The 21464-nt window shown below is 58.6% G+C and carries 12 protein-coding genes; 7 read left to right on the top strand and 5 right to left on the bottom strand.

Annotated elements, in window-relative coordinates:
* Positions 1–89: 89 nt before the first annotated feature.
* The 4 genes from CENROD_RS11230 to CENROD_RS11215 are packed head-to-tail and all read left to right on the top strand — an operon-like array spanning position 90 to position 5938.
* Entirely contained in the window at positions 90–1355 is a 1266-nt protein-coding gene (locus CENROD_RS11230) for an efflux RND transporter periplasmic adaptor subunit (protein WP_022776489.1), read from the top strand.
* Positions 1352–2080: an ABC transporter ATP-binding protein gene (locus CENROD_RS11225; RefSeq protein WP_022776487.1), complete on the top strand. Its 729-nt coding sequence runs from the start codon at positions 1352–1354 to the stop codon at positions 2078–2080. Before CENROD_RS11230 ends, CENROD_RS11225 begins: the two co-directional genes overlap by 4 nt.
* On the top strand, positions 2080–3288 hold the full coding sequence (locus CENROD_RS11220; RefSeq protein WP_022776485.1) for an ABC transporter permease: 1209 nt from the start codon (positions 2080–2082) through the stop codon (positions 3286–3288). Before CENROD_RS11225 ends, CENROD_RS11220 begins: the two co-directional genes overlap by 1 nt.
* Entirely contained in the window at positions 3245–5938 is a 2694-nt protein-coding gene (locus tag CENROD_RS11215; RefSeq protein WP_151194628.1) for an Ig-like domain-containing protein, read from the top strand. The genes CENROD_RS11220 and CENROD_RS11215 overlap by 44 nt, the downstream gene beginning before the upstream one ends.
* 155 nt (positions 5939–6093) lie before the next feature.
* Here the strand turns inward: CENROD_RS11215 and CENROD_RS11210 are convergent, their stop codons facing one another.
* Complete coding sequence (locus tag CENROD_RS11210) at positions 6094–6612, bottom strand: HD domain-containing protein (protein ID WP_041194731.1); 519 nt, start codon at positions 6610–6612, stop codon at positions 6094–6096.
* A 171-nt stretch (positions 6613–6783) separates the two neighbouring features.
* On the opposite strand from CENROD_RS11210, the gene CENROD_RS11205 reads away from it, so the two are divergent.
* From CENROD_RS11205 to CENROD_RS11195, 3 genes are read left to right on the top strand one after another with little or no spacing between them, the layout of a single operon-like run.
* Positions 6784–10251, top strand: a complete 3468-nt coding sequence (locus CENROD_RS11205) for a site-specific DNA-methyltransferase (protein WP_187292302.1) — start codon at positions 6784–6786, stop codon at positions 10249–10251.
* Positions 10252–10279: 28 nt separating this feature from the next.
* A complete protein-coding gene (locus CENROD_RS11200) occupies positions 10280–12745 on the top strand; it encodes a DEAD/DEAH box helicase family protein (RefSeq protein WP_022776476.1) in 2466 nt (821 codons plus the stop codon).
* Entirely contained in the window at positions 12735–13838 is a 1104-nt protein-coding gene (locus CENROD_RS11195) for a hypothetical protein (RefSeq protein WP_022776474.1), read from the top strand. The genes CENROD_RS11200 and CENROD_RS11195 overlap by 11 nt, the downstream gene beginning before the upstream one ends.
* 22 nt (positions 13839–13860) lie before the next feature.
* Here the strand turns inward: CENROD_RS11195 and CENROD_RS11190 are convergent, their stop codons facing one another.
* The 4 genes from CENROD_RS11190 to CENROD_RS11175 all read right to left on the bottom strand — a co-directional run bounded on the left by CENROD_RS11190 (position 13861) and on the right by CENROD_RS11175 (position 21434).
* Entirely contained in the window at positions 13861–15567 is a 1707-nt protein-coding gene (locus tag CENROD_RS11190) for an AAA family ATPase (protein ID WP_022776471.1), read from the bottom strand.
* 61 nt (positions 15568–15628) lie between these two features.
* Positions 15629–16756, bottom strand: coding sequence for a hypothetical protein (locus CENROD_RS11185; protein ID WP_022776469.1), 1128 nt, complete (start codon positions 16754–16756; stop codon positions 15629–15631).
* 47 nt (positions 16757–16803) lie between these two features.
* Positions 16804–19089, bottom strand: coding sequence for a hypothetical protein (locus CENROD_RS11180; protein ID WP_151194626.1), 2286 nt, complete (start codon positions 19087–19089; stop codon positions 16804–16806).
* 374 nt (positions 19090–19463) lie between these two features.
* On the bottom strand, positions 19464–21434 hold the full coding sequence (locus tag CENROD_RS11175) for a DNA topoisomerase IV subunit B (RefSeq protein WP_022776463.1): 1971 nt from the start codon (positions 21432–21434) through the stop codon (positions 19464–19466).
* Between the last annotated feature and the right edge of the window lie 30 nt (positions 21435–21464).

Below are 21464 nucleotides of genomic sequence, written 5' to 3'. Positions count from 1 at the left end.
CTGCAATCCGTAACGGAATCCCGATACCCTCCCACCCATCACACCCCATCCCTACACCACCCATTGGGCATTGCCGCCACGCCAACGTTATGACTGCCCCCTCTACCGACATCGCCCTCGCCCTGCCAGACCTTGGTACCCCGGTTCCCTGGTGGAAGCGCCGCAGCGTTTGGGTGGTCGTTGTGGGCATTGCGCTCTTGGCCAGTGCCTATGTGCTATGGCAACGGCAGCAGGCACGCGCCGATGCGCCCGCTTTCGTCACCGAAGCTGCCACCCGAGGCCCGCTGACGTTGAGCGTCAACGCCACGGGTACCCTCTACCCCACCCGGCTGGTGCAGATTGGCAGCGAACTGTCCGGCACGGTGGCCGAGGTACTCGTCGATATCAATGACCGCGTTCGTACTGGGCAAGTGCTGCTGCGGCTTGATATTGCCAAGCTCGATGACCAAGTCAAGCGTTCCCGCGCCGCAGTCACCGTGGCGCAAACCCAGCTCGACCAGGCGCAGGTTGCTCTGGAGCAAGCGCAGCGGCATTTGCAGCGGCTCGAAAAGCTCTATCGCATCTCGGCGGGGGCATCCCTCTCCGCGCACGATCTCGACACTGCCCGCGCCGAGGCACAACGCACCGCAGCGGCCCGAGACGGCGCACGGGCCAGTCTGGATTCGGCGCGGGCCACCCTGTCTTCCGACCTCACCAACCTGGCCAAAGCGTCCTTGCGCTCGCCGATCGACGGCGTCGTGCTGTCCCGGTCTGTCGACCCCGGCAATGCCGTCGCTGCATCGCTGCAAGCCGTCACACTGTTCACGATTGCCGAAGACCTGTCCCGGCTCGTGCTGCGCGTCAACATCGACGAAGCCGACGTAGGGCGCGTCCAAGTCGGGTTGCCAGCCAACTTCACCGTCAGTGCCTTCCCTTCCAAACCCTTCCCGGCAACGATCACCCGCGTTTCGTATGGATCGACGGTGACGGATAACGTCGTGACGTACACGGCGGAACTCGACGTCACCAACCCCGATCTGCAATTGCGCCCCGGTATGACGGTAGCCTGCACGATCGAGGCCGCGCACCTCGACGACGCGCTGCTCGTCCCCAATACGGCTTTCCGCTTCCAATGGCCACCCACAGCGCAACAGGGAAGGTCCGGGCTGCTCGGCGCCATGGTTCCGCGTATGCCCCGAGCACGCAAAAGCGCGGGAGGCTCGTCCAAACAACTCTGGGTGCTGCGCGATGGCGCGCCCGTCGCCGTGGCCGTCACCCCCGGGGTGAGCGACGGAAGAATGACGGCAATCACCGCTGGCGAACTACGCGAAGGGATGCTCGTCATCACCGACCAGCAGGTTTTAGCCCCGCAATGAGCATCATTGAGCTGTCCCAGGTCACCAAGACCTACGGCGAAGGAGCCACGGCCTTTCAGGCACTGCGCGGGGTGGATTTGCGCATTGAAGCCGGAGAGTTCGTCGCGATCATGGGCCCCAGCGGGTCGGGCAAGTCGACGGCGATGAACGTGCTCGGATGCCTCGATACGCCAACATCGGGGTCATACAGCCTGCTCGGCACCCGCGTCGAAACGCTGAACCGCAACCAGCGTGCGCTGCTGCGCCGGAGCTATCTGGGCTTCGTCTTCCAGGGCTTTCACCTGCTGCCCCGCACCACTGCGCTCGAAAACGTTGAACTGCCCCTGCTCTACCGCCAGGAACCTCCGCGCCTCCGCCGCGCACGTGCAATGCAGGCGCTGGCGCTTGTCGGGCTGGAGGGGTGGGAGCACCATACCCCGTCGGAACTGTCCGGCGGGCAACAGCAGCGCGTGGCGATTGCGCGTGCGATCGTCACCCGTCCGGCGGTGCTCTTGGCCGACGAGCCGACGGGGAACCTCGATTCGACACGCAGCCATGAAATCATGCACCTGCTGCGCACCCTGCACGTCGAACACGGCATTACCGTGCTGATGGTTACCCACGAAGCCGACATGGCCAGCTACGCGCAACGCATCGTGCGTTTTGTCGACGGGCTGGTGGCCAGCGATTCCCCCAATGTGCCTTGCGACACCTCGTCTACCGGAAACGGTGGCGACACAGCCTGATGTGGACCAATGTTTTTTTGCTGGCGCTGCGGTCGATCCGGCGCAACCTGCTTCGGTCTTTTCTGACCGTGCTGGGCGTGATCATCGGGGTCAGCGCCGTCGTCACGATGGTCACCATCGGCAACGGGGCCACGCTTGCCATTCAGCAACAAATTTCCAGCCTGGGGACGAACCTGCTGCAAATCCGCCCCGGCCAGCGCATGGGCCCCGGTAGCGGGAACCTGGGGGCGCCGCCGTTTCAAGAAGCCGATGCCATCGCCATTGCCGCACAGATCAGCGGGGTGCTCGCCGTCGCCCCGGAAGCGCGCAGCGGGACCACTGCCGTCTACGAAGGGCGGAACTGGAACACGGTCGTCACCGGCAGTACCAACGACTGGCTGGTGACGGGAAACTGGAAGATTGAGCGCGGACGGGCGTTCAGCGAGGAAGAACAACGGGCAGGCGCCGCCGTTTGCGTAGTCGGCGCAACGGTGCGCCGCGAGCTGTTCCCCCAGGGCGACCCCATCGGCGCATGGATGCGTATCAAACACATCTCGTGCAAGATCGTTGGCATCCTAGCTGGGAAAGGGCAAGGCGCTTTTGGCCAGGATCAAGACGACGTGGTATGGGTTCCCCTGGCGACGATGCATCGGCGCATCGCTGGCAACACCCGCGTCCATACCCTGCTTGTTTCCATGCAAAGCAGTGCTGATTCCCGGCGTGTGCAGTCCACGTTGACCGAGCTTCTGCGCGAACGGCGCAAGCTCTCCGAAGGCGAGGAAGACAACTTCAACATCCTCGACACCAAGCAACTGGCACAAACTTTTTCGACGACGACACAGGTCATGACCATGCTGCTCGGCGCCGTCGCTGCGGTCAGCCTGCTTGTCGGCGGCATCGGGATCATGAACATCATGCTCGTCAGCGTGACCGAGCGCACCCGAGAAATTGGCCTACGGATGGCCATCGGCGCTTTCGAATCCGAGGTGCTGTGGCAGTTCCTCGTCGAAGCCGTCGTGCTCGCGGCCATCGGCGGGCTGCTCGGCATCGTGCTCGCATTCGGCGCTTCGATCGGCCTAGCAGCGTTGATGGAAGTGCCTTTCGTATTCCACGCCCAAATCAACCTGCTCGCCTTTGCGTTTTCTGCGGGGATCGGCATCGTGTTCGGCTATATGCCCGCACGCAATGCGGCAAGGTTGGACCCTATCGAGGCATTGCGGCACGAGTAGGACAATCTGGGTTGAAACATCTTTACGATTTGTTTTGGAGGAATTGATGATGATGAATTGGAAATACGCATTCATTGCAGCGACGACTTCCGCCCTTGTATTCGTATTCACCATGGTTGTATCCGGCTGTGGTGGCGGCGCCTCGGACGAGATGACAGACATGGAGCCAACCAGCGGGGTCGCGGTGGACGGGTATTTGTCCGGGGCCATCGTCACATGTGACGATGGCGATGCATGGGCACCCACTGCATCTGCCACAAAAGTCATCACATCAAGCCAAGGCGCATTCACCTTTCTCGACGGTTGCGCGCATCCGCTCATGCTGGTTGGCGGGTACAGCACCGATACGTTGCTCGGCTTTGTCGGCCAACTCAGGGCGCCAGCCCACTCCACCGTGCTGTCGCCCCTGACCACGCTGCTTGCCAACGGCGCCAGCAACGAAAAGATCGTCAAGGCGTTTGGGCTGGCGGCGGATACGGATATTGCCCACGTCAACCCCGCCGCGCCTGGCAGCGAAAGCAATACCTATTTGCACAGCGACCTGTTCCGAAAGACCCTGGCCGCGCAGCAGATGCTGCAAAAAACGACCGAAGTGCTTGCAGCATTGCAAGAAGGAACATCCGCTGGCGCAACCGGCACCCAAGCCCTCTACGCCGCCGTCGCCAAGGCTTTCAGCCAAACGCTGCGTGAGAACGACCTTTCGCTGATGGCATCACCGAACACAATCGATGCGGCCTACGTACCCAGCACTTTCGATGCGGAACAAGTAGCCATTCTTCTTGCGGGAACACTCCAGCGAGTGCATCAGATCGACAGCCCCGTCGGCATACAAGGCACGATCGATTCCGTAGGGGGTGTCATCACGTTGACCGATGTCATAGCTCCCGCCATGACAGTCCAAGCCAATATCTACCTGGCTGCAACCGATGCGAATCTGGCCCATTACACGAAGCAATACCAGGACCCCAGCCCCAGTGCGACCTATGGTTCCGTCATTGCCAGAATGGTCAACACTGCGAAAACAAGTGGCGTGCTGCATCCAGCCGCCGACACCGCCGCAGTGACCACGCTTGCGCAACGCATCGAATCCAGCGCCCTGGCTGTGCCGATTTCTGGCGGGCAGACTGTGACCATCAGGCGGGCAGATGGCTTGACCAGCACGATTGCCGCCCCCACGACGATCCAATTCGACTTTGGCACCCTGGTGAAAGACTTGGACATGGCATTCATTTCCGTCAGCGCCGGAAGCCTGGGCGCACTGACCCAAGACCGCACGGACCCGACCCTTTACACCGGAACGTGGACACCCCCCGCCAACGCCGCAGGTGCGGCACGCATCAGCATGGGTTCCGGCCCCTACACCGAAGGCCCCCTCCTATTCGATTTGCGCTACGACACCACGACCACTTCACCCATCACGGCAGCAGACACGATCTTGGCCAATTTTGAGGAACCAAACCAAAACTATGGTGAATATCCTGCGAAAGGTGCGAATGTTGGGATTTCTTACGAAGTCACTGAACAAACCAATCACATGCTGAATATCGAAAAACCGGCTGGTATCAAGGATAGTGATGGCAATTTGGTGACTTGGGCAGGCGCCTGGTACACACTCAAAAACCCTATCCCCTTTGCATCCAATCGGACGAGAATCAAAGCGAGAGTGTATTCTTCCGTAGCCAATGCGCCCATAAAATTGAAAATAGAGGGAGTGGGCGCTGCACCCAAAGACATATCCACCGAAGAGGTATCGGCCATCGTTGGCGCTGCAAATACCTGGCAATACTTGGAATGGGATTTCACGGGTTTAGATACCACCAAGAGCTATCGGACTATCGCTATCACCCCCAACCCGGATACTGTTCCCCATGGGGAAACGTATTACTTCGATGATATCGCCTTGGTTGCAGCGCCACAGGCTGCCACCAACGATTACCTTTATCTGGATGGCGACAGCGTAACGTACAACGATGGCGCCGAAGATCACGTGGTCACCCTTGCCGATTTCGAGCGTGGAATCGATCTTGCATGGCCCATGGCCACCACTGCCACGTTGCAATTCAAACTGTCACAAAAAGGCACTTTCACGCTTTCTGACAAACAAAAGACAGTCCATGCCGCCATCGAAATTCAAGAATGCACATCCAAAGACGTTTGCAATGGTGGCAAAACCATCGAATCTATCTGGGATGTCCCGTTGCGTCAATCTGGCAATGCATTGGAAATTACTATCAAACCAAACTATCTTCCATCTGGAGGTTCCGTCGCGATCAACATATATTCTGCAAGTTATTTTGCAACGAATGCAGATACCGAGGCCCATAATAAATTTGTGGTTTATTTTTCCGCGAGACCCAACCAGGAATTCGATAGTGGATTCGTTGCATTCTTTGGATTTGTAAAATCCATCCACCTGAATGGAGAAAATAATACGAATTTCGGTTCTGCGGTAGAATATATAAAACAAAAGTTTACCAAAACATTTTCGGGTATCGATGAACTGACCGGTTTGTACAAAGTCACCGTTGTCATCAGCAATTTGCCACTGAGAAAATCGAACGGGATGGAATTCGATCGATACAAAATCACCGATCCATACTCCGTGACCACCATCGGCAATGGTGTGGTGGGATATATTAGATTGAAATGATCGCAATCATTTTCTTCCCACATCTACCCACGTCTTTCCACAAATAGTGGTTGGATTACGCCAATTTGTTGAGAAGACAAACGCAACGGAAGCACGTTACCAAAGCGCTGGCGCGTGCTTTTGCAGCGTTCCCTCTCGGCGCTCCCGATCCACCCTCACGGCCTCTTGGCACAGACTTGATCGAATAGGGCTTCCAGCCCGGGGTGGACTCCCCGCAACCCGGCAACGACGCGGACCGCCCAGTCGAAATACGCCCGCTTGCGCTCGATCGACCAATGGGCGGGGGGTGAAGAGTGGAGGTCACGCAGGTTGCAAATTTTGTCCGCCAGCTTGACCAACTGCGCCTTCGCGGAAATGTGCGGAGCATGGCGAACCTGCTCTTCCTTGCGGACAGGCTTGGCTAGGCTTTTGTCGTCGGTCACTTCCCCAACGATTCCCGCAATCTTGTCCCCGAACAGGGAACGCAGCTCTTCGACCGTCGTGTCGGTGTCCTCGATGGTGTCGTGCAACAAAGCCGCGCAGAGCACTTCGGCATCCACCACCGCCCCTTCGACGGCCAACACGCTGGCCAACGCCAAAGGATGGTTGATGTACGGCGACGCATTTGCATCCTTGCGGCGCTGGTTTTGGTGTCTTTCCGCAGCGAAAAGGGCTGCTTGGAGGATGAGTGCGATCCCGGCGTTGGGGGCAGACTCTGCGTTGTCGGTGGTCACTGCGGTATGCATCGAACAGCCTTTCTTGACTTGGTCAGGAGGGAATCCGTTGTGGTATTTCGCAATGGATGGTATCGAATACAGCATAACGCCGCTGTAGCTGCTGGGGGTTCCCCACGTGGATCGCGCAGCATGCACCCGCATGGGTTCTTCCTGAACAAGGTCGAACACCGCAAGCCACTGCATCGCATCCACGCTACGTGGGTGCTGCTTTGCCCACCGGCGGGGCAACAAAAAACCCCGCCGATGCCGGCAAACCTGCCCTTCGGCTACCATGCACCGTTCCTTTTCCAGTTTCTTCCGATGCTTCGACCCATGAAAACATCTTCCCAACAGCAAGTGGAAACCCGTTTCGTCGAGTTGATGACGGAATTATTCCAGATGGAAGAAGCCCAGGCTTTGGATTTTGGGATATACCGCGTGATCCGTCGCCACAATAGGGAAGTACAAGCCTTTCTTGGAAAAGTGCGTAGCGACAAAAATGGAAAATGGCTTGAAGGCGGCAAACTTTCGACATTGCTCAATCAAGCGTTTTTGGCGGAAGGCCAAGAAGAACAAGCCACAGACAAATTCCGCCTGAAAGAACTGGAACAACAATTGGGAATCAGGCCCGGAATGACGCAGGCACAACGGGAAGAAGCGCTATCGAAAGCCGAAAGCTTTCCCGCGCTACAAAATATCGTAGCGGAGTACCAAAGCCGCATTGCGTCCCAATCCAGCCAACAAACTGTGCAGCAGGATCGAACCGAAGTATTGAACCGGTTGTACCAATTCTTTTCCCGCCATTACCAGGATGGCGATTTCATCGTCGAACGGCGTTATGGCAAAAGCGGCGCACGCTATATCAGATCGACGGGTGAAGATACCGAATTTCATTGGGCGACCGAGGGCATGTACTACATCAAATCGGGCGATATCTTTACCGATTTTCCCGTTCAATTGGCCAATGGGAAACGCCTGGTTTTTACCGTAGAGCCTGACAGTTTGCAGGCCACCCGCGCCGCATTGAAACCGAATGACAGGGCACATTACGCATTGCACAACACCAGCAACGACGGCCAGGTCATCACGGTTTGCCTGCAATACCGCAAAGGCGCGCAATCCGAAAAACAAAAAGACGAGATCGTCGCCGCAGTGCAAAAGGCTGGCGCGGGTGGATCTGCAGAAACCGTAGACGATATCCGCCGCTGGCTGCATCGCTTTGTGGCCCGGAACCAAAGCGACTTTTTCATTCACAAACGGCTCCAGGAAGCGCTGACCGAAGACCTCGATCTCTACATCAAAGTGGAAGTGATCGATGTCGATCAGCTTCTTGCAGGCGCAATGCAGCGCTCCGACCTTCCCCTACGCACCATGAAGGTGGCACGCCTCGTCCGCGAGATTGGCCTACAAATCATCGGTTTTCTGGCTGCGCTCGAAGATTTTCAGAAATCATTATTGGAAAAGAAAAAACTGGTATTCGAAACCCGCTATGTCATTACCCTGGATCGACTCGAACGCTATTGCCCGGAGTGGTTGGCACACCATATCGACGGCATTGTCCAGAAACAAAAGAAGGAATGGAAAGAGCTGGGGTTTGGCGAGTATGACAACGCATCGGATTGTTTGCAGAAAACGCAAGGCGATTTGGTATCCAATACTAGAAAACAATATCTACCTTTACCGATAGATACACATCACTTCAATGATGGATTCAAGTGGTCGATGCTGGGTGCCATGACTATGGAAGAATCACTAGATGATGCTCTCGATGGTGTGGCAATTCAGTCGGACAACTGGCAGGCACTCCACACCCTTTCGGAAAAGTACCGGGAGAAAGTGAAATGCATTTACATCGACCCGCCATACAACAAAGGCGGAGATGGATTTCCTTACAAAGATGCTTTTCAACATGCAAGCTGGATTGCGATGATCCACAGTCGGTTGGAGCAAGCGCGGCATTTCATGCCTCCATCGAGTGCCATCTATGTCAGCATCGACGAGAACGAGCGTGATAGTTTGCTACAAGCGATGAATGCAACCTTCGGCGCAAACAACCGCGTTGAAGAAATTGTTTGGGGCCAAAATACAACCAAAAACCAGTCTCCCACTTTTTCTACAAACCACGAATATGTGGCTGTTTATACCAAGGACATCGGTGCAGCCAAAGCAGACAAGATGATGTTTCGCGAGTCCAAGCCTGGGGCGGGCGATGTCTTGGAATTGATGGAACGGATCAACCCTGGTTACCCAACCATTGCAGAGATCGAAAAATATATTTCCGATCTGTACAAATCGCATATAGAAGAATTGAAGGCTGAATTCGAAGACGCAGGCGAAGAATACAAATCCAACCTCGATCCATGGCGGGGATTGTTCAACTACAAGCACGCTGAATACAGAGATGAAAATGGCATGCTCGTAACGGAGACTTCCGCAAGAACAGTTTCAGCAAAGATATGGGTTTGGCGGGAAGACAATCTTGCACAGGGCGCCGCTGCGGGGCAACTCAAAGAAGATACAAAAAATCCCAACAGCCCGAATTACCGCTACTACACACCCCACCACCCGGATGGCCATGCCATTCCTGCAGACAAGATTCCCAAAACAGGTTGGCGATTCCCTTATGAACCGCTGGAGGGCTACTCAGGCGCTTTTACGGAACTCGTGCAGAAAGATAGAATTGTTTGGGGAAATACGCACAAAGATAGGGTGCCGCAAATCAAACGATTTCTGCACGATGTAGATACCCAGGTTGCACAATCTGTGGTTCTGGATTACAGCGATGGCGAAAAAGACCTGACCAAATTGCTGGGCAAGTCCAAGCAGTTCCCCAATCCCAAACCAGCCAGCCTGGTTGCGCGATTTGTTGCGCAAGCCTCTGGCGATGGGGATTGGGTGATGGATTTCTTTGCTGGGTCAGGCACAACTTGGCAGGCTGTTGCAAACGCTTGCCGAGATGAACGGGTAACAAGAAAGGTTTTGCTGGTAGAAGGCGGTAAACATTTTGAGCCTATTTTATTGAAGCGTATCAAAAAGCTGGCTTTTGGCCTAGATTGGAAATCTGGCTTGCCTATTCACAGCAACGGCAAGGGTCTTTGTCTGCGTGTGCAAAGTCTGGAACAGTATGACGACACTCTTGCAAATTTGCATACTGAAACAGAAATCGGCGGTTCTGGAAATTTGCCATTCCAACATCCCGCTTTCTCCTTGCAATACCGTTTGAATTCCATAACACAAGATCAGTACTGTGGTGTGGAACGTTTCACAACACCCTTCGGCTACCAACTCCAACGCGCCGCTGGCGGTGGAAAAGCACAACCCCAGGAAGTGGATTTGGTCGAAAGCATTCCCTATTTGCTAGGATTGCATGTCGATAGGCTGTACTGGGAAGAACATGGCGTCGTGCTGCTGGGCCGTAACCGGCGCGGGCAGGCTGTTACGGTATTGTTCCGCTACTGCGCCGCCCAAGGCTCTGCCGAGTGGGTACAAACCAAAATGGCCACGCACCCGGCTGATCGTTTTTACACCAATGACCCAGCGAGCCTGTTTTTCGAGGGGTGTGACAGATTCGAGGCCATTGAATCCATTTTTGCCTTGCAATTTGGCAAGAATCACTAATAGCCGCTGCGCGACTTTCCTATCCACCATGCCACCTGTAAAACGCTCGGGCCACGCCCGGTTGCAATCCGCCCTGGTGCTGCGCGATGCGCTGGCCGCCGAATTGGGCCTGGCGCTCCCTTCCGCGATGGCGCAATTGCGGACGGTGGAAGACACGATCGGCGCAAAGCATGGCTTGACCGAGGGCAGGTACCTGGAAGCATTGGGGTCTGTTTGCAAAAGGGATACCGCGCACCTCTCTATCCTTGATGACGAAGTACGGCAGGCGTGCGGTCGCGTGCAGTTCGCCCCCCGTTACGCCCAATATCTGGCGCTGGTGCTCTTTGCCCACTGGATGGATGCGCAAAGGGAGGATGCTTCGGCGTTCCTCATCCGCCTGAACACCTTTCTTGCGCAACGCAACCCCGATGCCGAGACGGTGACGGAATTCGTCGATGCCGATTTGCAATGGGCGGCTTTCTGGATGGCGACGGCGGCGGGCAAAACCCATCTCCTGCACGCATGCATGGCCTTGTTGGAACGGCGCCGTTCCTGGGACCGGCGGATCGTCGTCACGCCTTCGGAATCATTGACCCGGCAACACGCCGAGAGGCTGCGTGCGCTAACGACGTGGGAGGTCTTTGCCTACCCGATGGATGGCGACGCATCCAGCATCGGGCGTCTTCCTTCGGATACCGTGATCGTGCTCGACATCAACAAGCTGGCAAACGAGAAAAAAGGCGATGGCGTGACGGTACCGACGAGCGTCTTTGCCGACGGCAGCAACCTCGTTTTCGTCGACGAAGGCCATAAAGGGCAGAAGTCCGAATCCAGCATCTGGAAAGCCCTGCAAGCCAACCTTGCCGGCGTGGGGGCGCGCCACGCCCCCCATCGCGGGATGCTGATCGAGTTCTCCGCAACCTTTGGCCAGGTGGCGGAAGCGGAACATGCCTTCGACCGCTACGCCAAGTCGGTGGTCTTCGATTACGCCTACGACCGCTTTCATCAAGATCGGTACGGCAAGGATTTCTGGCATGTGCGCGTGCAGTCGAAAGGGGATGCCAGCGCCACGACCCAGCGCCAGACGATGACTGCCGCGCTGCTATCGTTCTGGCATCAGGTCGCCAGTTTCCGTTCCGCCCAGGCCCAGAAAACCGCTACGGAACAAAGGCTGCAAGTGGCTGCACCGCTGTGGATTCTGTTGGGCCTTTCCGTCATCGGCAGCCAGAAAAACGAGGGAGACAAGCAGCAGACTTCCGACGTGGTCGAAGTTCTGGCCTACCTTTCGACGATGCTCGCGAATCCATCGACATTGGCGCAAAGCCTGGAGCAACTTTTGGCGACGACCACGGTCGGTGCCGAACTGTTGCCTGCAGAAGTGCGCAAAGCAACGGAAGGTTGGCAGGCGGGCGACCTTGCCGTGCGCATTCTGGCCGACTGTTTTGCCTGGCAGCAAGGCGACAAGCCGGTGCTGCGCGTGCTCAAGTCTGCGGCTGGTGAATTGGGCCTGGGGTTGTTGCGCGGCGATACATCGCATTACTACGGCGTGGTCAACGTTGGCGATGCCATCGGCCTGAAGAAAGCGCTCGAAGCAGCCCATTTGGCCGTCGAAGACGATGCCATGTCGGGGTCGCTGTTCGCAGAACTCGATGCGCCCCACAGTGGCTTGCAAGTGTTGATCGGCTCACGCCGGTTTGCAGAGGGCTGGGACAACTACCGCGCTTCCAGCCTGACCTTGCTGCGCTTGGGGCAGGGGGAAGGTTCGCTCATCATCCAGATGTTCGGGCGCGTGGTGCGCTTTGCCGGGGTGGGCGGCAACGGCAAAAGGCTGGCACAGCCGCCCGCCGAGCTGGTTCCCCTGCAAACCGCGTATGTTTATGGCCTGCAATCCAGGTATCTCGACGCATTCCTGCAAAGCCTTGGCAACAACGGCGTGCCGATGCTTCGGCGCATCGAGTGCAACGTTCGCAAGCACGCCCCGGCGCTGCTGCAATCGGTGCGGGCGTTTGCGCCGCATCCTGGCGACTTCCGCGTATCCGCTACGGGAAAAGATTGGCTCGCCGGGGTCAACCAGGTCAAGGTTGCGTTAACCGCAACGGTTTCCACGGCAATGCTGAAGGAGGGCAACGCCACAGTGCGCCAAGGCGTGGTGGGGGAAGACATCACTGCCGAGTTCCGGCAATGGAGCGTGCTGCTCGATCTCAATGCGGTGTACCGGGAGATGGTCGAGTGGAGGCAAATGCAGCGCTGGTGGAACTTCGCTTTCGACATGCAAGCCATCCAGTGCGCACTCGATAGCGAGAAATACAACATCACGGGGCTGCCCGGAATGCTCGCCGTTCGCGGGCCTGCCGATCTGGCGCGGTTGCAGCGTATGGCCACCACCGTGGTGCGGCGTTTGTTCGAGAGCGCATACCGCAAACAGGAAAACCGCATGAGTCGCTACGGCCTGGTTCCCTCCGACGAGGGCGGCATTCCCGACACGTATTTCAAGGAATTCGAGCATGTCGAGTAAGAAACCCGCAAAGCCCGTCCAAAGTGGGCTGTTCGGCGTCCCGTTCCGTTGTCCGGATATCGACAACTTGCCTTTGATCGTCGATCCGCAGGGCGCCGTGGAAGTACTGGCCCCTGGCAGTGTGTACCAGCCACTGCTGCTGAAACCCAATGAGGAAGGGATCGACGTTGGCCCAGGCCAGCTCGATGAGCACGAGGAAGCCTTCGTTCGCGACCTGATTCGTCGGCTGTACCCGGCAGGGAACCATCCCAAGAGCGACAAAACGCCGCTGCGATGGGGGGACAAGGAAATGTGGCTTCAACGCAATCTGGAAAAGCGCGACGATTCGTTCCGTCTTCGCGTTGACGATTCCGATTGGTTTTATCCCGATTTCATCGTCTGGATTCTGGACCATGGTTCCCGAACGCAGACCTTCGGTTTCGTCGATCCCAAGGGCCTCGCGGTGGGCGCGGTCGGCGGATGGTCGGATTACAAAATCGTCTCGACGCTGTACATGCCGCATGTGGTGGAGCGCCAACTCGCCGCGAGTGGGCAAAAGGTCGAATTCGAGGGAAAGGAATGGACTTTCCGCATTCGCGGCGTGCTCGTCTCAACCTCGCCCTACGCCAGCTTGTCAACCCATGCGAAATTTCTCGTCTACGACGAAGAAGGCCATCGCGTCGCCCCTTCCGAAGCCGACTTCCTGCGGGGCCGCATCGTTTTTCAGAAGCCGAACACGGCCTATATCGACGATGTGCTGGCGTTGCTGACCGAGGATTCGGTCGTGGACCATGTGCTGAGCCTGACAGCGCGGCTATTTGGCGATCCGTACTGGATCCCGAACGGAGAGATCGAACACGATGTGGCATTGCGCCGTGACGAACCTCCCGAGACGGAATCGGAGTTTGTCGCAAATCTGATCCACGATTATTTGCGACCGGATTCCCAAGGAAAACACGGCGTATGGGCAAGCAAAAACCGCAGACGCCAATTGATGGACTACGCCAAAGAAGGTCAATGGGGATTCGGGGCCGAAAAGGCATCGGCCATTCGGAACCACCCCACCCCCTGCGAAGAACTGTGGAACAGAAAGAAGAAAACCCCACAGAGGTGATGCAGAAACAGCGGCATGCCCCTCACACCACCTCCACTACCTCCACCCGTTCCCCATCCGTCAGCAACAACCAGCAATGCAGCTTTGCCATCGGTGCAATATCGGGCAACGCACGATACCCGGCGATTTGTTCCAGGCCTTCTTGCCGTTTTGCTTCCCACCCCGCTTCGCCGTCCTGTTTTTTCGCGTACTTCAGTTCGATCAGGTGTTGCCCGGCCAGCGTGTACGGGCTGCGTTCCCGCAGCAAGATGTCCGGGTAGCGGCGGTTTACCTCGGGTTCGCTTTGCAAATACCAAACCGATGTCTGAAACAGCAGCGTGATCAGGATGACTTTGAGATGCTTCTCGTCCATCCGCATGCTGTCGCGGTTCGACAAGTGGCGTAGCACGTATTCCAGCTTGGCGCGCAGCGGTTCGAGGTTGTTGAAATCGGATAGCGCATACAACGCATCGGCCAATTCATGCAATGGCAACGTCAACTGGTTGCGCCGTTCCCACTCCACCAGGAAATACTGAAAGTACAACTCCCGAATCACGTAATTGGGAATCGCGTAACGCATCCGATCCGACTGGACGGACACCAGCGAAGCAAAGCCCACGTAGGCCAGCAAACTGATGAAGTCGTCCCGCCCAAAGGCTTTGTCAAGGTCGAAGCGTCGCTGCTGCTGGGCAATGACTTCGCCTTCCGTCACCAACGCTTCGAGCACGCGGTAGTTGTCCGTGCGGTCTCCTATCGCAAACAGCGCCATTAGCTTGCCGTAATCCGATGCTATGTTCTCGTCGAGCATCCGGTCGGGATATGCGCAGCGCTTGCGGTCAAAGTTGTCCGCAAAGTACAGCACCATGTCGGAGTTGTAGACGGTGTCGCATCTGCGGTGAAAGCGATATCCGTTGTACCAGCGGGTCACGTCTTCCATGACTGTCTCGGCATTCATCTGGCAGCCCTCGACCAAGGGGCGAATCAACGTCAGCGTTTCGTCGCGGGTAAAGCCCAGGATGTCGTGAAAGTCTTCCTCGAAAGTCAGGTTTTTGGCGATGTTGAACCCACTGGTCAGGCTATCGAGCATGATCGCCGTGACGCCAGTGAGGAAAAACCGGTCAAGCATCCCAGCCTGGGTGGCGGTTTTGAGGGTTTCATAGAAGCTGCGAACGAAACCGCCCTTGCCGACCGCCTCGCGAAACGCACCCATGTCTTCAGCAAGCAGGCTGTTGGCAAAGTGGTCGTATTCGTCAATCAGCAATAGCAATTTGTTGCCGGAATCCGCCACGCATTGGCAGAGCAGGGTGAGTTGTTCTTGTGGGGAGGACAGGCTACGCAATTCCTCCACAACGGATGCAGGATAGCCATACCGCCGTAAAAAGCGGATCCCTGGCAGCGCCACCCTGGCAGCAAAGCCCCGCCGCACGGTCTCCACGCCGTGGCCCGTTTCGATCCCACTGAAGTCGAGCACAAGCACTTGGTATGTATGGGCAAGCGGCGTGGGATGCTGGCCCACATGCAGCTTGCCAAATAGCGCTTCGAATTCGGACTTGCGGAGCTGGTCGTAGTAGTGCTCCAGCATCGAGAGGAATAGGCTTTTGCCAAAACGGCGCGGGCGCATCAACACGTGGTACCGCCCATGCGCTTCCAGCTTGGCGATGTACCCCGTGCGGTCTACATAAAAGTAGTCCTCCAGCGCGACTTGCCGGAAATTGCTCAGGCCGTAAGGCAGTTTTGGTAATGTAGACATGGCTTGCAGACTAGGGAAACAGGGCGCAAAAGGCGTGACATCGCATAGCGTACATGCGCCATCACCAGCCCCACTGCCACCCCATTGCAATCTGCCGGTATTGCGAGGAAAGACCCCGCCCATCGGTAGCGAGGGTCAGGTACCCATGCTCCCCACCAATCCACAGCCGTAACGCGCCAAGTGTGGGTTCCAGCTCTGCGCCCCAGCGCAGGGCGCCAGCGTTGCGTTGCCACCCTAGCCACCGTTGCGTCAGCGGGGCCATGCGCACGGTGCGCAGGGTGCATTCCCCCACGGTGGATGCACCGGGGCTCCAGCCCAGCAGGGCTTGCCACTGCGTTCTCATCGTCGTCGATACGGCTGCGATGGCCTTTTTGCCACGGATGACCGGCGCGTAATCCAGCGTGCCGTCTTCGGCGCGGATGGCGATTTGCGAGTCGATGATGCGCTCGTCGGTGGCCAACTGCTTCCACCGCAGTCGGGAAGCCACGTCCTGCGCTCGAAGGTCTACACGCCAGCCTGGCCATGGCGTGCCCTGCAGGGCCAGCGAAAGCGAGGCCCCGGTGCCCACCTCACCGGAAGGGGGAAGAAAGCGCCCGGTTACGTTGCGGTCTGCGCGGTACATACGCAGCCTGGCGTCATACGCTGTACTGCCTTCGTAGGCGATGTCTCCTTCCACACTGCGCACCTTCAGCTTGTGCAGACGCAGCCAGTCCACGCTGGCCTGCCATCGCCATGTGTGCGAATCGGCCAATGCAAACCACGGGGTCACCCCGCGCAGGCCGCGCCCATCCCAGGCCTCGCTACGCGCCCACAGCGCAAAACGGCGCGGTGCTTCCGGCAGGCTGTGGCGGGACTCCATCGCAGCCAGCGCCACGGCGTCTGCGTTGGCCTCCAGCCACGTCTGCGAACGGGCCACCGCCGCCAGCCCCCATCCGCTGGGGTGGATCGCGCCCGCGTGCGCTTCGATGCGACGCAACGCCCTGCCGGACTGCCCCATTGCATGCAGATACGTGGCCCAGTCATCCCGATCCAGCGCCAGCACCGGAACGCCGACGCCCATCGATTCCTCCTCGGCGCCCACCCATACCGCCCAATGATCGGGCTGCACGCCCTGCGCTGGCAGGGACGACGCCCCCACCAGCGCCAGGGGAACCAGCGCCTTAGCCAACGCGAGCAGCCTGTTGTACATGCTGCGTCTCATCGAAGACGATCAAGGACGACCGGGGACAAACCCAGTCAATGCTGCTCGTAGCTCCCGTCGGTGTATTCCAGCGTGCCGTCTTCGGTGTTCAGGTACCCCGCCAACACGCCGTTCACGGTCAGCGGATGCACCGTTTGTGCGGAATCAAGCACCAATCGAACCCCCGTGTTGCTTTCCAGCGTGAGCACTTGCGCTGCATCGTCGCCGTAACCGCTGAGGTTGACCACGCTCGTACCTTGTGCGTACTGGCCGCTCCACCATACACGGCCCTGCGTGCCGCTGTCTGCGCCGGTGATGTCGAGTTGCATCGACAGCACGGGCCGGTTCGGGATCGATACATTGCCGGCAAGTCGCACGCGGCCCACATCGGTGTTGGCGGCATGTGCGCCCTGCGTCGCATCGAACGAGGGCAACCCGGTGTGGTCGGCACTGATCGTCCCCTCGAAGAACGGCGCTCCATTGCGCCCCACGCTCCCGGTGAAGGCAAATTGCGTGGGTTCGTACACGGTGCCGGAGCGGTCGTATTGGCAAGCGCCGATGCGCAGCCCTCCTTCCAGCGTGCTGACCGGTGACCCCGCATGCAAGATCAGATGCATCCGTTGGCCGCTGCTGCAATCGGAGTACGACCCCGCGGCATCAGGGGTAGCCTCCATGGTCGACCCCGGCGCAAAACCCACCCAGGAAGCGACCTGCCCTTGTCGAATCAGGCGAATATCTCCTTGCAGGGCCAGTTTGTGTGCGGTGCTGTCATGCTGCAACCAGGCAACGGAGAGATCGACTTCATGCTTCTCGCCCAGCACTTCGGCAGTGTGGTTCTGCCGGTAAATCCATTGCCCCAATGCCCCGTCGTAGCCAAAAGAAGGCTGCATATCGAATTGCACGGAAGGTGCGAGATCTCCCCGCAAAGCCCAGGAATCGATCGCCCCCTCTTCATCGCGAGTCAGCGACAGCGTTGCCGCGACGCCAGGGGCTGGGGTGCTCGCATACGTCTGCGTCTCGTTCCATGCCGTGGGTTCGACCCAGCATGACTCCCCGCTGGGGCAGGTATCGGCGCCTTCGATGTACTTCGATGTCATGTTGTCGTAGTAGCCGTACGCTACCGCAGCAACCGTCATGCGCGATGCCACGGTGCGGGTATGCACGAAGTAGTGGTGGGCATCGGCGGGGTCAGGCTGCAAGAGCAGCCGCAATGTCCACGCGGTTCCGCACACTTCCCCTACGGCATCGCAAGGCTTGTAAGTACCGTTGGCATCGGTGGCATTGATGAACGCTTTGCTACCCGGGCGGGGGGTCGTCGTACACGCCAGGTACCGCGCATCGTTGCGGCTGGTCGCAACCGTCATGGCTGCTGCGTCGGCGTACAGCCCACAACGCCATAGTCCGTTCACCTCACGTCGCTGCGCCGTGAACGGGGCGGAAGTGTCGCGAACAGTGTTGTCCCAGTAATCGGCCGCTTCCTGAACCAGTTGGAGCGTGTCTGTGGTGAATTCCGATACCGGCACGGTGCGCAACCGCAAGTCATCTGCCACGGCTTCGAGTTCCGTTTTGAGCGACAGGTCTTCGGCATCGAGCGCACGCGCATTGCTGCGCAACGTCGACATGAACGCTTTGGCTGCGTCAACCGCCGAAGCCGGGGGGTCGCTGGCTGGCGCGGCGTTGCCTATGCGAAGCCAGAAACCGTCAGTCGGTGCGGGGGCCGTGGCAAAGGGCTGATAACCGTACTGGACGAGATGTGCGCGCAAGGTGTCGATGCCCTGGGTTTCCAGCGATGGCGCATGCATGCGCCAGCTACCGGTGGCGGTGTCCCACGCCCACGCGGTGATGATGGCCTGCCCTTTGTTGCGCAGTGCCTTGCGCAGGCCCATTTCGAGCTGCGAGGGGTTTTTGTTGTCGGTGCTGGCAACCAAATTCCAGCCTGCAACCAGGTCGTCCGCTTGCAAAGCACCTGCCATGGCACCCGGCGCGGGCGGTACGGCAGGCATCCCGATATCGAACGCTCCCCCAGCCTTGGTACGAACCCAAAAGCCTTCTTTGGGGTTGATCGTGGTCAGGATGTCGTAGCCATGTTCTGCAGCATGGGCCGCCAGTTCCGACGCACTCAAGGACGGCGCATACATTGCCCATTTGCCCTGGGCCTTATTCCACTTCCAGACCGTCCAAACTTTGTCCGCATCGCCAAAGGCAGAAGCCACGGCAACCGGCGCCGTATTGCTATTGCCGAGCAAATTCCATCCCGCCACCAGCGAGACCCCCGCATCGGCGCCAGCCAATGCAGGTAGACACGCCCCCGCCAACAAAAAACGACGCACAGCGTTACGCATGGAAACACCTCCGTTACGGTGATACAAGGAACACACGACCAAGCCCCGGCGTTTGGCACCCGAGGCGCCTAGAACCTATTCCAGTAGGGGCTGCGCCATCGCATTGCACGCGGCGGCGGTGCTCGGAATCCTCATGTACTGTCAGTACATTCCGGTTCCTGCGCTCCGGTGCCACGCACACTGCTTCGGCTCGCCTGCCTACTGAAATAGGTTCCTAGTGGGCAGGAGGGGCATCAATACATGCGAACACGGGCGAACACCCGCTACCCACCGTGCCACGGTAGCACAACGGCGCGCATTGCATGGGCACCGCTACGGCCAGCCGCTGATCGCGACTTCTGTCGCTCTTCCCATGTCGCTCTTCGTACCACTCTTCATACGTCAATCTCCACCTCGTTCCCATAGCGCTCCATCAGCTCGCGCCGGGCGCTGGCTTCGCCTTTGCCCATCAGTTGGGTCATGGCTTCGCGGGTGGCTTCCACGCCGTATTTCCCGATGGTCACGGGCAGCAGGCGGCGTGTGTCGGGGTTGAGGGTCGTCTCCCAGAGCTGCTCGGCGTTCATTTCGCCCAGGCCCTTGAATCGGCTAATCGTCCACGTCCCTTCGCGCACCCCGTCCTTGCGGAGCTTGTCGAGGATCGCGGTGAGTTCCCCTTCGTCCAGCGCGTAGGCTTTGGTCGCAGGCTTCTTGCCGCGTGCCTGGGCATCGACCCGGTACAGGGGGGGGCGCGCTACACAAACATGGCCGGCTTCGATGAGTTGGGGGAAGTGGCGAAAGAACAGCGTCAATAGCAGCACCTGGATATGCGAGCCGTCGACGTCTGCATCGCTGAGGATGCAAATCTTGCCGTAGCGCAAGCCACCCAGGTCAACGGTATCGCCAGCCGCGTGCGGGTCTACGCCGATGGCAACCGAGATGTCATGCACCTCTTGATTGGCGAACAGCCGGTCTTTGTCGACCTCCCAGGTATTGAGCACCTTGCCGCGCAGGGGCAGGATCGCCTGGAATTCCTTGTTGCGCCCCATCTTGGCGCTGCCCCCGGCGGAATCGCCTTCGACGAGAAACACCTCGTTGATTGATAAGTCGCGGCTTTCGCAGTCGGTGAGCTTGCCAGGCAGAACGGCCACGCCGGAGCCTTTGCGTTTTTCGACCTTCTGCGCCGCTTTCTGGCGCTTCTGCGCGGCGCGAATCACCAAGTCCGCCAGCTTCTTGCCGTGCTCGACGTTTTGGTTGAGCCACAGCTCCAGCGCGGGCCGGACGACCGAGGCGACGATCCGCACGGCATCCCGCGAGTTCAGTCGCTCCTTGATCTGCCCCTGGAATTGCGGATCAAGCACCTTGGCCGAGAGCACGAAACTCGCACGTGACAACACATCGTCACCCACCAGCCGCACCCCTTTGGGCAACAGCGAATGGAGTTCGATAAAGCCCTTGACGGCGCTGAACAGCCCTTCCCGCAGGCCATATTCGTGCGTGCCGCCTGCGACGGTGGCGATGAGATTCACGTAGCTTTCGCGGATCGTTTCCCCTTCTTCCGTGAACGCGACGCACCAGCTTGCGCCTTCGCCCGGGGCAAAGCTATCGTGGGTCTCGTCAGCGTAGCCCGAACCCTCGAAAAACGGGATCAGCGGCTCGGCGGCAAGCCGGCTCGATAGGTAGTCGCGCAGCCCGCCTTTGTAAAGCCAGGTTTGCGTCTGGCGATTTCCTTCCTGCGCCAGAATCACCGTTACCCCCGGCATCAGCACGGCCTTGCTGCGCAGCAGATGAATCAGCGGCGCTTCGGGGATGGCTGGGGTGTCGAAATACTGCGGATCGGGCCACATACGCACCACCGTTCCGGGCTTGCGTTCTTCGGCGGTGGCATCGCGAATGTGGAGGGGTTCGCACACCGCGCCCCCCGCAAAAACGATACGAGCAACCTTGCCTTCGCGGGTCGTCGTGACTTCCAGCCGTTGGCTCAGGGCGTTGGTGACGCTAACGCCCACGCCATGCAACCCCCCGGAAAAACGGTAGGCCCCGCCCTGCGTTTTGTCGAACTTGCCCCCGGCATGGAGCTGCGTGAACACCAGCTCGATGACCGGAGCGTTCTCGGTAGGGTGCATGCCAAAGGGAACCCCCCGGCCTTCGTCCGCCACGCTGACCGAACCGTCGCCATGCAAAGTGACCCGAATCTTTTTGCCATGCCCTGCCAAGGCTTCGTCGGCAGCGTTGTCGATCACCTCCTGCACGATGTGCAGGGGGTTGTCCGTGCGGGTGTACATCCCCGGCCGTTGCCGAACCGGCTCCAACCCTTTGAGGACACGGATCGAACTTTCACTGTACGCGGGGGAAGAGGGGATGGGCATGGAAGCAGAAAAGAGTAAGACTTACGCAAA

The organism is Candidatus Symbiobacter mobilis CR (assembly GCF_000477435.1).
GTDB lineage: Bacteria > Pseudomonadota > Gammaproteobacteria > Burkholderiales > Burkholderiaceae_C > Rhodoferax > Rhodoferax mobilis.
This window is presented reverse-complemented; position numbering and strand designations above follow the sequence as displayed.

Excerpts from the sequence above, each read along its gene's own strand:
- CENROD_RS11230 (WP_022776489.1), top strand. The coding sequence starts at position 90 with ATGACTGCCCCCTCTACCGACATCGCCCTCGCCCTGCCAGACCTTGGT.
- CENROD_RS11225 (WP_022776487.1), top strand. The coding sequence starts at position 1,352 with ATGAGCATCATTGAGCTGTCCCAGGTCACCAAGACCTACGGCGAAGGA.
- CENROD_RS11220 (WP_022776485.1), top strand. The coding sequence starts at position 2,080 with ATGTGGACCAATGTTTTTTTGCTGGCGCTGCGGTCGATCCGGCGCAAC.
- CENROD_RS11215 (WP_151194628.1), top strand. The coding sequence starts at position 3,245 with ATGCGGCAAGGTTGGACCCTATCGAGGCATTGCGGCACGAGTAGGACA.
- CENROD_RS11205 (WP_187292302.1), top strand. The coding sequence starts at position 6,784 with ATGCACCCGCATGGGTTCTTCCTGAACAAGGTCGAACACCGCAAGCCA.
- CENROD_RS11200 (WP_022776476.1), top strand. The coding sequence starts at position 10,280 with ATGCCACCTGTAAAACGCTCGGGCCACGCCCGGTTGCAATCCGCCCTG.
- CENROD_RS11195 (WP_022776474.1), top strand. The coding sequence starts at position 12,735 with ATGTCGAGTAAGAAACCCGCAAAGCCCGTCCAAAGTGGGCTGTTCGGC.
- CENROD_RS11190 (WP_022776471.1), bottom strand. The coding sequence starts at position 15,567 with ATGTCTACATTACCAAAACTGCCTTACGGCCTGAGCAATTTCCGGCAA.
- CENROD_RS11185 (WP_022776469.1), bottom strand. The coding sequence starts at position 16,756 with ATGTACAACAGGCTGCTCGCGTTGGCTAAGGCGCTGGTTCCCCTGGCG.
- CENROD_RS11180 (WP_151194626.1), bottom strand. The coding sequence starts at position 19,089 with ATGCGTAACGCTGTGCGTCGTTTTTTGTTGGCGGGGGCGTGTCTACCT.
- CENROD_RS11175 (WP_022776463.1), bottom strand. The coding sequence starts at position 21,434 with ATGCCCATCCCCTCTTCCCCCGCGTACAGTGAAAGTTCGATCCGTGTC.